Below are 15,910 nucleotides of genomic sequence, written 5' to 3'. Positions count from 1 at the left end.
CACCCGGCGGCCGGAGGGAGCCGCTTTCCGCGGGCGGAAACGACGCTGCCGCAGGTGCGCGTGGTGCGCGCCTGCGGCAGCGAGGGTCGGGAAGCGGTCAGTGCGCCCGGTTGACCGCCGAAACGACGGCGCGCAGCGACGCGGTGGTGATCGACGTCGCGATGCCGACACCCCAGACCACGGTGTTCCGTCCGTCGGGAGCGGTCACGGCGCACTCGACGTACGCGGCCGCCTGGGCGTCGTCACCGGCCGACATGGCGTGCTCGGAGTAGTCGAGAACGCGCACGTCGAAGTCGACGGTGGCGAGCGCGTCGACGAACGCGGCGAGCGGGCCGTTGCCCGAACCCGAGATCTCGTGCTCCTTGCCGTCGACCTTCACGGTCGCGGTGATGGAGTCGGTGCCGCCGTCCTCCTCGGACGCCGTCACCTTCTGCTTCATCCGCTCGAGCGGCGTGATCGGAGCCAGGTACTCCTCGTGGAAGACGTCCCACATCTCCTTGGGCGACACCTCGCCACCCTCACCGTCGGTGATCCGCTGGACCGCTTGCGAGAACTCGATCTGCAGGCGGCGCGGCAGCACCAGCCCGTGATCGGCCTTCATGATGTACGCGACGCCGCCCTTGCCGGACTGCGAGTTGACTCGGATCACGGCCTCGTACGTGCGGCCCACGTCCTTGGGGTCGATCGGCAGGTAGGGAACCGCCCACAGGATGTCGTCGACGTCCGAGTCCTGCGAGTCGGCGTCGAACTTCATGGCGTCGAGACCCTTGTTGATCGCGTCCTGGTGGCTGCCGGAGAACGCGGTGTACACGAGGTCGCCGCCGTACGGGTGACGCTCGTGGACGGGCAGCTGGTTGCAGTACTCGACCGTGCGGCGGATCTCGTCGATGTTCGAGAAGTCGATCTGCGGGTCGACGCCCCGGGTGAACATGTTGAGTCCGAGCGTGACCAGGCAGACGTTGCCGGTGCGCTCACCGTTACCGAACAGGCAGCCCTCGATGCGGTCGGCGCCGGCCTGGTAGCCCAGCTCGGCGGCGGCCACGCCGGTGCCGCGGTCGTTGTGGGGGTGCAGCGACAGGATGACCGAGTCGCGGCGGGCCAGGTTGCGGTGCATCCACTCGATGGAGTCGGCGTACACGTTGGGCGTCGCCATCTCGACGGTGGCGGGCAGGTTCAGGATCACCGGGTTCTCCGGCGTCGGCTGCAGCACCTCGGTGACGGCGTCGCACACCTCCTTGGCGTACGCGAGTTCCGTGCCGGTGTACGACTCGGGGGAGTACTCCCAGCGCCACTGCGTGTCGGGGTAGTTCTTCGCCTCTTCGAGGGCCAGGGTTGCCGCGTCGGTCGCGATTTTCTTGATCACGTCGCGCTCGGCCTTGAACACCACCCGGCGCTGCAGGATGGACGTCGAGTTGTAGAAGTGGACGATCACCTTGTTCGCGCCTTCGCAGGCCTCGAACGTGCGCTTGATCAGTTCCGGCCGGGACTGCGTGAGCACCTGGATGGTGACGTCGTCCGGAATCGCGCCGTCTTCGATGATCTCGCGGACGAAGTCGAAGTCCGTCTGGCTCGCCGACGGGAAGCCGACCTCGATCTCCTTGTAGCCCATCCGCACCAGCAGTTCGAACATGCGGCGCTTGCGGGCGGGGCTCATCGGGTCGATCAGCGCCTGGTTGCCGTCACGGAGATCGACGGCGCACCACTGCGGCGCGCGGTCGATGATCTTGTCGGGCCACGAACGGTCCGGCAGCGACACCGGCTCCACTTCCTCGGAGAAGGAGCGGTAGCGGAACGTCGGCATCGACGAATTCTTCTGCGTGTTCCAGTTCGGCTGATCGGAGGGAGCAGGCTTGGAAGGCGGCGTGATGGTGCGCGATCCGGAGGTAAAGGCGTCAGCGGGGGACATGGGATTGATCTCCAGGTTCGATGTGGACTTTCTGAGTCCAACGGCTGTGTCGACCGGCGCACGCGAAACCCCGCGACGGGAAGCCAGTCTGGATCAGACCCCGTCGCGGCAACCAAGGAGTAGTGCGCGCTGCATACTCAGCACTGTACTCCGGGCACCATCGTTCGCGTGCCGGGGTTCGAAGTCCGAGTGAGGAGAGAGCGGTGGGCCGCAGCGCGACGGTGGTATCACCGCTGGTGGCCGCGCTTTTTGCGACGCTGCTGGTGTCGTGTGCCGGGGTGGTGGAGGGGGCGCCGAGCGTCGCCGGGGTCGGCGAGCCGATCTACGGCCTGCCGGTCAGCGACCACAGCCGCGTCGAGTTGGCCGTCGCCGCCGCGGCCCGAGACATCGCCCCGTGCGGACTGCTCGACGAGAATCTGGTCGCCTCGCTCGGGCAGGTCACCGCGTTCGGGCCGGTCGGCGATCTGTCGACGTGCCACGCGGAGTTGGTGCCTCCCCGCGGCACGCCCGCCAACCCCGTCTGGGTCGAGGTGACGGTGGGCGAACGCGAACCCACGGAAGAAACCGGTGCGGGCGAGGCGACGTCGGGAATCGAGGTGCGTCCCGCGGTCGGCGCGCTCCCGGGCACGTGCACCCTCTACTTCTCGCTGCCCCCGGTTCCGGGGGTGCCGGACGACGCCGCTGGGCGGTGGGGGCACGTCTCGTACCTCGACGGGGCGGGCGGAACGGGCGACTCCGCCGCCGGCGACGACTGCGCGGAGGCCCGCACCGTGCTCGGATCGGTCGCGGACAGGCTGCGCACCCCGGTGCCGGTGCGTTCGGATATCCCTCTCGCACAGCAGGATCCGTGCCGGGCGATCGAGAAGATGTCCGGACGGGGAGTAGAGACATTCGCCCCCGGCAGCCGTCCCTACGAGTGCCTTCTGACCCTCCGCGGCGGCGACGCGGCGTCCGTGCAACTGGCGCTGTCGCCCGAACCGTCGCAGACCGGCGGCCCCGAATCGGTCGAACTCGACGGCAAGACGTTCACGTACTTCCGGGACGCACTCGAATGCCACTACTACTTCTACCCGGGTGCGGTGTTCGACACGAACCGGCCGTCGAGTCCGGTGAGCGAACGGGACAAACGCAGCAATCGGCTGACGGCGTCCGTGGCGGCGTCCGCGCCTAGCTGCGACGACGCGGAAACGCTGGTGCTCGCCGCGGCCGAAATGTTCGACTACTGACATGAACACACAGGTCGATGTCGCCCGGGCCTACCTGGACGCGTTGCTCAGCCACGACGGCAACTCGGTGCCCATCGAGCCGCGGGCTGTGCGGTACGAGGTGGGGCTGAAGACGGCATTCTCCGGAAATCACCTGCGCCGAAGCCTGTCCGGCGGTCCCCAGTACCGGGTGATCCGGGCGATCCGCGACTGTGTGTGGTCGGTCGACGGCGAGAACGTCACCGTCGACTACCTCCTCGACGCCGGACTGTTCGGCCGCACCCTCGTGACGGTCCGGGTGGTCGAGACGTTCCGGATCCCGCAGGGCGACCTGCGTATCCACCGTATCGACGCGAAGATCCGGCGCCCCTGATCGGGCGCCGAACCGTCTGTCGTGCAGGGCCTTCCGCACGTGAGTGGCATTGTGTGCCCCGGCACGCTTTGCCACTCACGTGGGGTCAGTCGAGCGTCTCGTGTGCTGCCGGAACGGAACCCAGGCGGCCGGCCTGGAAGTCCTCGAACGCCTGCAGCACCTCGGCCTTGGTGTTCATGACGAACGGTCCGGCCATCGCGACGGGCTCGCGGATCGGCTTGCCGCCGAGGAGGAACACCTCGAAGGACTTGGTCCGCGAATCCTGTGTGTCGGCCGCGGCGATCGTCAGGGTGTCACCGCGCCCGTAGACGGCCGTCTGGCCCATGCGGATCGGACGGCGCTCGGACCCGACGAGCCCCTCGCCCGCGAGGACGTAGGCGAGCGCGTTGAACTCGGGGTTCCACGGCAGCGTCAGGCTGGCGCCCGGTGCGATCGTCGCGTGGACGAGGCTGATCGGCGTGTATGTGGACCCGGGTCCGTGGTGTCCGTCCACGTCGCCGGCGATCACGCGAACGAGCGCGCCGCCATCCGTCGAGGACAGCAGGGCCACCTTTTGACCGGTGATGTCCTGGTAGCGGGGCGCGGCCATCTTGTTGTCGCGCGGCAGGTTCACCCACAGCTGGACGCCATGGAACAGGCCACCGCTCATCACCAGGTGCTCGGGTGGGGTCTCGATGTGCAGGATGCCGCCGCCCGCGGTCATCCACTGGGTGTCGCCGCCACCGATGGTCCCGCCGCCGCCGTTGGAATCCTGATGCTCCATGATGCCGTCGATCATGTAGGTGACGGTCTCGAAGCCGCGGTGCGGATGCCACGGTGTTCCCTTGGGTTCACCGGGTGCGTAGTCGACCTCGCCCATCTGGTCCATGTGGATGAACGGGTCGAGGGCCGACAGGTCGATGCCTGCGAACGCGCGGCGGACCGGGAAGCCTTCGCCCTCGTATCCGACGGGAGCGGTGGTGAGCGAACGGACCGGGCGGTCGACGGCGCCGGGAGCGGGTGCGTCGATACGCGGCAGGGCAAGGATGTTGTCGACCGTCACGGCAGGCATGGGGTGTCTCCTCGTACTCAGGTAATTGATTGTTCAACTACTTCATGGTGTGTAACACCCGCTGCGTCCAGGTATTCCCAAGGCAGCGGCTCCGCCACCCGTGCGCCTTTTTGGTAGCTCCGACAACCAGAAAGGCGCACGGGCGCGAAGCGCCTACTAGTTGAGAACGTTCTCGTGATCGGGGCAGTACCGCGTGATCGCGCCGATGATGTACGGGTAGACGCCGTCGTTGGTGAGCATCGGCGTCCACTCCTCACGCACCTGATCGAGGGGCTTGCCTGCGTCGAGGGCGGTGCAGATCTCACCGGCCTGATGGACCGCCAGGTCGTCGTTGGTGACGGTCTGGTTGTTCGCACGCAGGTAGGCCAGGTAGTCGGCGGCCGTCTGCGGGTCGTCGGCGACCGAGAACACGCGGCTGCCGGGGGCGGTGGCGGCAGTCGTCCTCGCCGCAACGGAAGCCGAGGCGGACGTCGTCTCGGGGGCGGCGGCGGTGTCGCTGTCGCCACCGCAGGCGGTGAGGAGTGCCGCGGAGCAGACGGTGAGGGCGGTCAGAGCAAGGGTGCGGCGCATGGGGCGTGTGATTCCTTTCGAGGCCTGTGACGGCGACGATCGTATCGCCTGCGGGGCCGGTGTTCCCGGCGGCGATCACCCGCACTGTTCCGGGTCAGAGACCGCGGTCGATGAGGTCGAGGATCTCCTCACTCGTCGCGGCGTGAATCTTGTCGACCGCGGCCGCATGTGCATCGTCGGACGTGCCGACCTCCGCCAGCAGACTTCCGAGGCGCTGCGCGATGGCCGACCGCGCCTCGCTGTCCTCGCCGAGTTCGTCGATGGTCGCGCGAAGCCGGTCGACGTCGGCGAGAGCGACGGACATCGGATCCGGGACGAGTTCCGAGCGCAGGAACTCGGCGACGGCACGCGGACTCGGGTGGTCGAACACCATGGTCGGCGGCAACCGCAGCCCCGTGGCGGCACCGAGATGATTGCGGAGCGCCACGGCCGCCAGTGAATCGAAGCCGAGTTCCTTGAACGCCTGGTCGGGGTCCACCGAGTCCGATGCGTCGTAGCCGAGCACCGTGGCTGCCCCGCCTCGCACCAGATCGAGCATCAGGTGCCGCTGTTCGGGGATCGACCGGTCGGCGAGGCGCTGCGCCCAATCCGACGGCCCGGACCCGCTCGCTCCGGTCACGACCGCGTCCGACCCCGCGGCGTGCGGCCGCGATTCCCGGATCAGGCCACGCAGCGGGGCGGGAACGTACGGTGCGGCCGAACCGGAGTGGTCGAACCGTGCGGCCGCGACCGTGGGTGCACCGGCAGCCAGCGCGCTGTCGAAGAGGGCCAGGCCGTCGGCTGCGGGCATCGGAATCATTCCGCTGAGGCGGGCTCGGGCGAGGTCGATCGCGCCGAGGTTGTCGGTCATGGCGCTGGGTGTCGCCCACATGCCCCACGCGATCGAGAGCCCGGGCAGCCCGAGGGCGTGACGGTGATGGGCGAGGGCGTCGAGGAACATGTTCGCGGCCGCGTAGTTCGCCTGCCCGGGAGCGCCGAGGATGCCGGCGAGCGACGAGAACATGACGAACGCCCGAACGTCGCTGTTCGCGGTCAGCCGGTGCAGGTTCCAGGCCGCGTCGACCTTCGGCCGCAGGACCGCGTCGAGCCGCTCGGGGGTGAGCGACGCGAGGGTGCCGTCGTCGATCACGCCGGCCGCGTGGATCACCGCCGTGAGTGGGTGTTCGGGCGGTATCCCGGCCAGCAGCGCGGCGACCGCCGACTCGTCCGCGGTGTCGCAGGCGACGATGCTCACCTCGGCGCCCAGACCGCTCAGTTCGCGGCGCAGTGGGTCGCTGCCCTCGGCGTCGGGTCCGCGCCGGCTGGTCAGCAGCACGTGCCGTGCCCCGTGCCCGGTCACCAGGTGCCGGGCCACGAGAGATCCGACCGTGCCGGTGCCGCCGGTGACCAGAACGGTGCCGCCGGGATCGAACGCTGTCGATTCGTCGACGGCGGGCATGCGCCGCAACCGAGGTGCGCGCAAGGTGCCGGTCCGGGCCGCCGATTGCGGTTCCCCGCTCGCCAATGCCGACGTGATCGCGGCCTCGGCGTCGGATGCGTCGTCGAGGTCGATCAGCACGAACCGGTCCGGGTTCTCGTTCTGTGCGGAGCCGACGAGACCCCACACCGCCGCGGCGGCGAGGTCGGGACGGGCGTCGTGGTCCTGCCCGTCGTCGGTGACCATGGCGTTGCGCGTCACGATCACTAGCGGGTTGTCGGCGACGGCCTCGTCGTCGAGCCACTCCTGGAGCAGTCGCAGTACCCGAGCGCACAGGTCGTGGGCCGCGTCCGGACCGTGGTCACCCTCGGTCGCACACCCGACCAGCACCGTCCACGGACGCAGGTCGTCGTCGTCCGGCCTGGACTCCATCGCGGTCCGCAACGCCTCGAGGTCGGGGTAACGCGGGAACGTCGAACCCACACCCGGGTCGCCGAACCCCTCGGCGCCGAGGACGACCGCCGGTCCGAGGGGCCGTTCGGACGAGGCCACCTCCACCGGGATCCAGGCCGCCCGGTGCAGTCGCAGAGACGCCGACCTGCCCGCGTCCTGCCCGTCGACCGCCCGCTGGGCCACCCGCAGCGCATCGACGGTCAGCACCGGCTCGCCCGCGGGGTCGACGGCGGCAACGCGGTACCGTCCGTCCTCGTCGGGAGTGAACCGGGCGGTCATCGCCTCTGCGCCGACGGTGTGCAGACGGATCCCCGACCAGGTCAGCGGCCAGCCGTCCCACCCGAGGAGCGGTTCGATGGCCGCCTGCAGCAGTTCCGGGTGGATGCCGAATCCACTCGTGTCGGTGCCCTCGTCGAGGCGCACCTCGGTCTCGGTGTCGCCCGGGTCCTGGTGCGGCACTCCGGCGGCAGGGCCGACGACGTCGTCGATCGTCGCCGAGGCGTTCCGAACCCAGCTGTCCGGACCGTCGATGTCTCCCGGCTTCGACGAGATCGTGACGGTGCGAGCGCCGTCGGTGCCGGGCGGAGAGACGAGCACGCGAATCGAGGCCAGTCCCGATGGCGGGAGGACGAGCGGCTGGTGCAGGGTGAGTTCGTCGATGTGGTCGAGACCGACATAGTGGGCCGCGTGCAAGGCGAGTTCGACCGGCACCGCAGGCAACAGCGTCTTCGCGTCGCCGGTCGACGGCTGGTCGCCGTCGTCGATCGTCGGTGGCACGAGCCATGGATCCCGGTGCAGCGACAGCTGTCCGGTGAACAGTGTCGAGTCGTCGTCGAGCGTGACCGCGGCACCGAGCAGCGGATGATCGGCCGGGGTCAGACCCAGTTCGGTCGGATCGCCGGTGTGCCGGGTGGACGCCGTCGGCCAGTAGGAGCGGCGCTGGAATGCATAGGTGGGCAGGGCCACCCGGCGGCGACCGGGCAGTACCCGGTCCCAGTCGATCGTTGCGCCCTGCACGTAGGCGGCGGCGACCGCCTCGATGATCCCGTGTGTTTCGTCCCCGCGCCCGGGCAGCGTGGCGATCGTGTTCGGGACGACCTCGGCAGCCAGTGCCGCCAGGGCCGCGCCGGGACCGACTTCGACGAGGCGGGTGACGCCGAGTTCGTCGAGGGCGCAGACGCCGTCGTGGAAACGCACCGCGTGCCGGATGTGTCGGGTCCAATACTCCGGGGACATGAGTTCGTCGGCGGTGGCGACGCGCCCGGTGACGTTGGAGACGACCGGAATCTTCGGCGGCTGCACCGTCAGCCTCGCCACCACGGCGGCGAACTGGTCGAGGATGGGGTCCATCAGGGTCGAATGGAAGGCCCGCTCGACCCGCAGGGTCGTGGTCTTCAGTCCGGCGGAGGACAGTTCGGATGCGACGGCGTGCACGTCGCGTTCGGCGCCCGCGAGAACGACGGATTCGGCGCCGTTGACGGCCGCGAGATCGACGCGGCCGTCGATCCGCGGCAGGATGTCCTCCTCGCGTGCCCGTACGGCGATCATCAGACCCGGTTTGGTCGACTGCATCAACCGCCCACGGTCACCCACCAGAGCGGCGGCATCGGGCAGGCTGAACACCCCCGCGACGTGTGCCGCGGTGATCTCGCCGATCGAATGGCCGATCAAATAGTCGGGCGTGATGCCCCAGTCCCGCAGCAGCCGATAGAGCGCGACCTCGATGGCGAACAGTGCCGGTTGGGTGTACTCGGTGCTGTCGAGCTTCGCGCCGCCACCGTCCGACTCGTCCCAGATTACTTGCCGTACGGGGGTTTCCACGTGCTCGTCGAGTGCGGAGCACACCTCGTCCAGTGCCCTCGCGAACACCGGGTAGGCGTCGTAGAGGCCGCGGCCCATCCCGATGCGTTGAGCACCCTGGCCGGTGAACATGAAGGCCGTCTTGCCGCGGGCGCTCGTCCCGGTGACGACGTTGCCGCCGGGTCGACTCGTGACGATCCGGGCGAGGCCGTCGCGCAGGTCGGCCAGTGTTTCTCCGATCACCGCGGCGCGGTGGGTGAAACCGGATCGGGTGGTGGCCAGCGAGTAGGCGAGGTCGGCCGGATCCGGGAGTTCGGACTCGTCCGTGTCGAGAAACTCCGCCAGCCGGGTGGCCTGTGCCCGCATTGCATCCCCGGTCTTTCCGGAGATCACCCAGACCAGTGGTGACGCCGACGGCGGCGAGACCTCCGGCGCCGCGTCCTCCGGCGGCTGTTCGAGGATCATGTGCGAGTTGGTGCCGCTGATGCCGAACGACGAGACGGCCGCCCGACGGGGCCGTCCGGTCTCCGGCCAGGCAACCGATTCGGCGAGCAGCGAGACCTCGCCCGCGGTCCAGTCGACGTGCCGGGTGGGGACGTCGCCGTGCAGGCTCGGTGGCAGCACCCCGTGCCGCATCGCCATCACCATCTTGATCACGCCTGCGACGCCCGCCGCCGCCTGGGAGTGGCCGATGTTCGACTTGACGGAGCCGAGCCAGAGCGGCCGGCCCTCCCGGCCCTGCCCGTACGCGGCCAGCAGCGCCTGCGCCTCGATCGGGTCACCGAGCGTCGTGCCGGTGCCGTGTGCCTCCACGGCGTCGATGTCTGTGGGGCCGAGCGCGGCGTCGGCCAGCGCTTGGCGGATGACCCGTTCCTGGGACGGCCCGTTCGGGGCGGTCAATCCGTTGGACGCCCCGTCCTGGTTGACCGCCGATCCGCGGATGATCGCCAGCACCCGGTGGCCGTTGCGCCGGGCGTCGCTGAGCCGCTCCAGCACCACCATTCCCGCGCCCTCGCTGAGCCCGGTGCCGTCGGCCCGGTCGGAGAACGGCTTGCAGCGTCCGTCCGAGGCGAGCCCGCGCTGGCGGCTGAACTCGATCAGCACACCGGGTGTGGCCATCACCGTCGCCCCACCGGCCAGCGCCAGCGTGCATTCCCCGTCGCGGAGCGCCCGCGCCGCGAGATGCATGGCCACCAGCGACGACGAGCAGGCCGTGTCCACGGTGACCGCGGGACCGGTGAAGCCGAGGGAGTAGGAGATCCGGCCGGACGCCACGCTGTTGCTCGTCCCGGTCATCAGATAGCCCTCGGCGTCGACGTTGCGCTGAGTCATCAGATGGAAGCCGTAGTCGCCGCCCATCAGCCCGACGTACACGCCGGTGTCGGTGAGGCCGGGAGCGGTCGGCCGGATTCCTGCCTGCTCCAAGGCTTCCCAGGCGCTCTCGAGGAGCAGCCGGTGCTGCGGGTCCATCGCGATCGCCTCGCGCGGGCTGATGCCGAAGAACGCGGCATCGAATTCGTCTGCGTCGTAGAGGAACCCGCCCTCCTTCATGTACGTGGTACCGGCCCGGTTCGGGTCGGGGTCGTACACCTCGTCGAGATTCCAGCCCCGGTTGTGAGGGTACGCGCCCACGGCGTTGCGGCCGTCGCGGACGAGCCGCCACAGGTCCTCCGGGCAGTACACCTTGCCGGGGTATCTGCACGCCATTCCCACAATCACGATCGGATCGTCGTCCCTGCGGGCACGTGTCGGACCGGCCGGCTGCGGAGCCGCATCGTCCCCGAGCAGGCGCGCCACCAGTTCCTGCGTCAGCGCGTCTGCGGTGGGATGGTCGAACACCACCGTCGCGGCCAGTCGCACACCGGTGGCGGTCGCCAGCTGATTGCGCAGTTGCACGGCGGTCAGCGAGTCGAAACCGAGTTGCTTGAAGGCACGTTCCGGGTCGATCGCCTCCTTGCCTTCGTGACCCAGTACGGCCGCCACGTGGGTGGTGACGATGTCCAGCACCCGGCTGTGCCGCTCGCCGGGGTCCAGTGCCCGCAACTCCTCGGCCAGGCCGGTCGGGGAATCGGCGGCAGCGGTGCGGCGACGACGGACCCCGAGCACCCGGCGCAGGATCGGCGGCAGCGACTCACCCTCGGATCGAGAGGCCCGCGTCGAGAGCCGGATCGGCACGATCAACGGACGGTTCACGGCGAGAGCAGCGTCGAACAGGGCCAGACCCGACTCCGGGCTGATGGTGTCGATGCCGCTGCGCTGCAACCGGTCGAGATCGGCCGCATTCAGATGGGACGTCATCCCGCTGGGCCGGTCCCACAGTCCCCAGGCCATGGACGTCGCGGGCAGCCCGCGGGCGCGGCGGTGCTGCGCGAGTGCGTCGAGGAAGACATTCGCCGCCGCATAGTTCGCCTGGCCTGCGCCGCCGAGCACACCCGCCGCGGAGGAGAACAGTACGAACGCCGACAAGTTGCGATCCCGGGTGAGTTCGTGCAGATGCCAGGCACCGTCCACCTTGGGACGAAGGACGGCGTGCAACTGGTCCTCGGTCAAGCTGGCGGCGGTGGCGTCCTCGAGCACCCCGGCGGCGTGGATCACGCCGGACAGGTCGGGAATGCCGGCAAGGAGAGCGGCCACCGCGGCGCGGTCGGCCACGTCGCAGGCGGCAGCTCTGACCTCCACCCCCGACTCGGCGAAGTCGGCACGCAGTTCGGCCGCCCCCTCGGCATCGAGCGCGTGCCGGCCGGTCAGCACCAGTCGGCGCACCCCGTGCCGCGCGACGAGGTGACGGGCGATCAGTCTGCCGATGGTCCCGGTGCCGCCGGTGATCAGGACCGTGCCGTCCGGGCCGAAGAGTGCGGGTCCCGGTTCGGGCGCCGCCGCGGCGGGCGCCGCCGCGGCGGGCGTCACCGCGGCGAGCATGGGCGCCAGCAACACACCGTCCCGGATGGCCAGCTGAGGCTCGTTGCAGGCCAGGGCCATGGAGATCAACGAAGGATCACCGGCGGGCACGTCCAGGTCGACCAGCGTGATGCGGTCCGGGTGCTCGTTCTGCACCGCGCCGATCAGCCCCCACACGGGGGCGGCAGACACGTCGTCGACCGGTTCGTCGTCGCGGACCGCCACCGCGAGCCTCGTCGTGACCAGCAAGCGAGTCTCGGCCAGGCGATCCTCGCGGAGCCAGGACTGGACCGCCCGCAACGTCGCCTCCGCGGCGGCGTGCGCACGAGCGGGGATGTCCGGTTCGTCGCCCGGATCGCGGTCGAGCCACAGCACGCGACCTTCCGGATCACCGCCGGCAAGCGCCTCCTCGAGCGGCATCAGGTCCGCCGGAGCCGTGCTGGACGCACCCACCGGCATCCAGTCCACGCGGTAGAGGCTGTCCCGGACCCGGGCGGCAGGCACACCCGCGTCCCCGAGCGGCCGCAGCGCCAGCGATTCGGCGGTCAGCACCGGTCTGCCTGCCGCGTCGTACGCGGAGACCCGGTAGCGCTCGGGTCCGGTCGTGGTGACGTGAACGCGCAAGGCGGTGGCGCCCACCGCGTGCAGTTGCACCTTGTCCCAGGCGAACGGCAGCCGGACACCGGAGTCTGCGGCTCCGAGCGCAATCACGTGCAGCGCCGCGTCGAGCACCGCCGGGTGGATCCCGTATCCCGCGACCGCCGCAACCGGGTCCTCTCCGCTCAGTCGCACCTCGCCGTACAGGTCGTCGCCGCGCCGCCAGGCCGCCCGGAGACCACGGAAGGCCGGGCCGTACTCGTAGCCGGCATCGTCGAGCACGTCGTACAGACCTCGGACGTCGATCGGCGTGGCATCGGCGGGCGGCCACTGCTGTTCGGGGGAGTCGGCGGTGTCCACGGCCGCCGTGAGCGTGCCGGTGGCGTGCCGGGTCCACGGGGTGTCCTGCGGGGCATCCGCAGGCCGGGAGTGCACCGACACCGTGGATCGGCCCGCCTCACCGTCGGCGAGCACGCTCACCTGCAATGCGACCTCACCCTCGGCGGGAATCACCAGGGGTGCCTCGATGGCGAGTTCGTCGAGACGGCCGCACCCCGCGCGGTTCCCGGCGTGCAGGGCGAGCTCCACGAAAGCCGTGCCCGGCAGAATGACGGTGCCGCTGACACCGTGGTCGCTCAGCCATGGAAGGCGTTGTGGCGACAGCAGACCCGTGAACACGGCGCCTCGGCCGTCACCGAGCTCGACCGACGCGGCGAGCATCGGATGTCCACCGGTTTCCATACCCGTCGACGCGAAATCGCCCTGCGGCACGGGGCTTTCCAGCCAGTAGCGGCGGTGCTGGAAGGCGTACGTGGGTAGGTCCACCCACTGCCGATCGTCGTGTCGAGCCCAGCTCACCCGATCCCACTGGACGTGCAGTCCGTGGACCTGTGCCTCGGCGAGTGCGGCGGTGAACTGGCGCAGGCCCGCGCGGTCGCGCCGGATGGTCCCGATGGCTCGGCCGGCGACACCCGCCGCATCGAGGGTTTCCTGCAACGGCACGGTGAGGACGGGATGGCTGCACGACTCGACGAACAGTCGATACCCGTCCGCGACCAGCGATCTCGTCGCTTGCTCGAACCGGACCGTCCGTCGCAGATTGCGGTACCAGTAGTCCGCGTCCAGTGCGGTGCCGTCCAGCACGCCACCGGTCACCGACGAGTAGAACGGAATTCGCGACCGGCGGGGAGTGATCGAGGCGAGGACGTCGAGAATAGGTTCACGCAGGACGGAGACGTCCGCGCAGTGCGACGCGTACTCCACCGCGATCCGCCTGGCCTGGACGCCGTCGCCCTGCAACTGCCCGACCAGGATGTCGAGGGCGTCGACAGGTCCGGAGATCACCGTCGCGGACGGCCCGTTGATCGCCGCGACCTCGACAGCGCCGGCCCAGGGCTGAATCTTCTCCCGCACGATGTCCTGCGGCAGTGCCACCGAAGCCATCCCGCCGCCCCGCCGGGCCGACGCGCCGATCACCCTGCTGCGTGCGGCCACGACGAGTGCCGCGTCCGAAAGGCTCAGCGCGCCCGCGACATAGGCGGCCGCGATCTCGCCCTGTGAATGTCCGACGACGGCCGCCGGTTCGACGCCGTGGGAGCGCCACAGTTCCGCGAGACCGACCATCATCGCGAACAGCGCCGGTTGCACCACGTCGACCCGGTCCAGCGCCGCGGGGTCACGGTCGCGCAGCACGTCCAGCAGTGAGAAGTTGGTATACGGGGCCAGCGCGTCGGCGCACTCCCGCACGGTGTCGGCGAATACCGGCGACGTGTCCAGTAGCTCGGTGGCCATGCCCACCCACTGCGAACCCTGACCGGGGAAGACGAACACCGGCCGGTCGCCGGCTTCCAACGCCACGCCGGTGACGACGTCGGCGCTGGGCGCGCCCCGGCTGAGTGCGTCGAGGCCGTTCAGCAGGCTCTGAGTCCGTGCGCCGATCACGGCGGCGCGGTGGTCGAACGTGGCACGGGAACCCAGCAGTGCGCCTGCCACCGCGGCGGGCGTCAGCTCGGGGTGCTCGGTGACGTAGTCGCGTAGGCGCTCGGCCTGGGCGCGCAGCGCGAGCTCGGTGTGACCCGAGACGAACCAGGCCACGACTTCGTCCGGGGGAGTAAACGATTCACCCGCCGGTGGCTCGACCGGTGGGGACTCCTCCAGGACGACGTGTGCGTTGGTGCCGCTGATGCCGAACGACGAGACCGCCGCCCGCCGGGGCCGATCGGACCCCGGCCACTCCCGATTCTCGGTGAGCAACGAGACCGAACCGGCGGACCAGTCGACGTGCGGTGTCGGCCGGTCGACGTGCAGTGTCTTCGGCAGGACGCCGTGCCGCATCGCCATGATCATCTTGATCACCCCGGCGACGCCGGCGGCCGCCTGGGTGTGCCCGAGGTTCGACTTCACCGAGCCGAGCCACAGCGGCCGGTCGGCGGGGCGGTCGCGGCCGTAACCGGCCAGCAGGGCGGACGCCTCGATCGGATCGCCCAGTTTCGTGCCGGTGCCGTGCGCCTCGACCACGTCGACGTCGCCCGGGCCGATTCCCGCATTGGCCAGAGCCTGCGCGATCACCCGCTCCTGAGCCTGCCGGTTCGGGGCGGTCAGGCCGTTGCTGGCGCCGTCCTGGTTCACCGCGCTGCCGCGGATGACGGCCAGTATCCGGCGACCCTTGCGCTCTGCGTCGGACAGTCGTTCCAACGCGACCATCCCCGCGCCCTCGCCCCACGCCGTGCCGTCCGCTGCGGCGGAGAATGCCTTGCACCGGCCGTCCCGGGCCAGTCCGCGCTGGCGGCTGAACTCCACGAACACCGCGGGGGTCGCCATGACAGTCGCCCCGCCCGCCAGCGCCAGCTCGCACTCGCCGCTGCGCAGCGCCTGCATGGCGAGGTGGATGGACACCAACGACGACGAGCACGCGGTGTCCACCGTGATCGCGGGCCCGTTCAGGCCGAAGCTGTAGGCCACGCGGCCGGACGCGACGCTCATGGCGTTGCCGGTGATGAAGTACCCCTCGAGGTCTTCGGGCGGCATGCCGCCCGCTCGCGCCGCGTAGTCGATGCCGGACAGCCCGGTGAAGACGCCGACCTGGCGGCCGTGCACCGACCGCGGATCGATGCCGGCATGTTCGAACGTCTCCCAGCTCGTCTCGAGGAGAAGTCGCTGCTGCGGGTCCATCGCCAGCGCCTCGCGCGGCGAGATGCCGAAGACCTCGGGGTCGAACCCCGCCGGGTCGTCGAGGAAGCTGCCCTGCACCGTGTAGGTCTTGCCGGCCTGCTCCGCCGTCGGATCGTAGAGGTCCGCCAGGCCCCAGCCCCGGTCGTCGGGGAACCCCGCGACGGTGTCGGTGCCCGACTCCACCAGGCGCCACAGGTCCTGCGGCGATCGCACCCCGCCGGGGTACCGGCAGCCCATACCGATGACGGCGATCGGTTCGCGGCTCACGCCCTCGACCTCGCGGAGCTTTTCCCGCGCTTGGTAGAGCTCCGCGGTGACTCGCTTCAGATAGTCGAGGAGCTTCGCCTGATCGGCCATATCGGGGGTCCTATCCGAGATCCGCCGTACGTAGCGCGGAAACCTCGATTGTATCCGCCACCACCATGCGGAGGCAGCGGTCCGAGCATCACCTTCGATCGATCTCCCTGGT

The 15,910-nt window shown here is 70.1% G+C and carries 6 protein-coding genes; 2 read left to right on the top strand and 4 right to left on the bottom strand.

Annotated features, from left to right (window positions below; all coding sequences use genetic code 11):
* Window positions 1-97: 97 nt before the first annotated feature.
* Window positions 98-1,906: a 2-isopropylmalate synthase gene (leuA, locus tag ACFVJ3_RS03335; RefSeq protein ID WP_378450706.1), complete on the bottom strand. Its 1,809-nt coding sequence runs from the start codon at window positions 1,904-1,906 to the stop codon at window positions 98-100.
* Between the two features lie 203 nt (window positions 1,907-2,109).
* Here leuA and ACFVJ3_RS03330 point away from each other — a divergent pair, with 203 nt between their 5' ends.
* Together ACFVJ3_RS03330 and ACFVJ3_RS03325 are read left to right on the top strand one after the other, a co-directional pair.
* Entirely contained in the window at window positions 2,110-3,132 is a 1,023-nt protein-coding gene (locus ACFVJ3_RS03330) for a hypothetical protein (protein ID WP_378450705.1), read from the top strand.
* Between the two features lies 1 nt (window position 3,133).
* A complete protein-coding gene (locus ACFVJ3_RS03325; RefSeq protein WP_378450704.1) occupies window positions 3,134-3,484 on the top strand; it encodes a hypothetical protein in 351 nt (116 codons plus the stop codon).
* 85 nt (window positions 3,485-3,569) lie between these two features.
* Here ACFVJ3_RS03325 and ACFVJ3_RS03320 read toward each other — a convergent pair whose 3' ends face one another.
* The 3 genes from ACFVJ3_RS03320 to ACFVJ3_RS03310 form a co-directional block, all read right to left on the bottom strand.
* On the bottom strand, window positions 3,570-4,535 hold the full coding sequence (locus tag ACFVJ3_RS03320; protein WP_378450703.1) for a pirin family protein: 966 nt from the start codon (window positions 4,533-4,535) through the stop codon (window positions 3,570-3,572).
* Window positions 4,536-4,691: 156 nt separating this feature from the next.
* Window positions 4,692-5,105, bottom strand: a complete 414-nt coding sequence (locus ACFVJ3_RS03315; RefSeq protein WP_378450702.1) for a DUF732 domain-containing protein — start codon at window positions 5,103-5,105, stop codon at window positions 4,692-4,694.
* 94 nt (window positions 5,106-5,199) lie between these two features.
* Window positions 5,200-15,798 carry an SDR family NAD(P)-dependent oxidoreductase gene (locus ACFVJ3_RS03310; RefSeq protein ID WP_378450701.1) on the bottom strand — a complete coding sequence of 3,533 codons (10,599 nt, stop codon included), beginning with the start codon at window positions 15,796-15,798 and terminating at the stop codon, window positions 5,200-5,202.
* Window positions 15,799-15,910 lie beyond the last annotated feature (112 nt).

The organism is Rhodococcus sp. NPDC127593 (genome assembly GCF_042671975.1).
GTDB lineage: Bacteria > Actinomycetota > Actinomycetes > Mycobacteriales > Mycobacteriaceae > Rhodococcus_F.
This window is presented reverse-complemented; position numbering and strand designations above follow the sequence as displayed.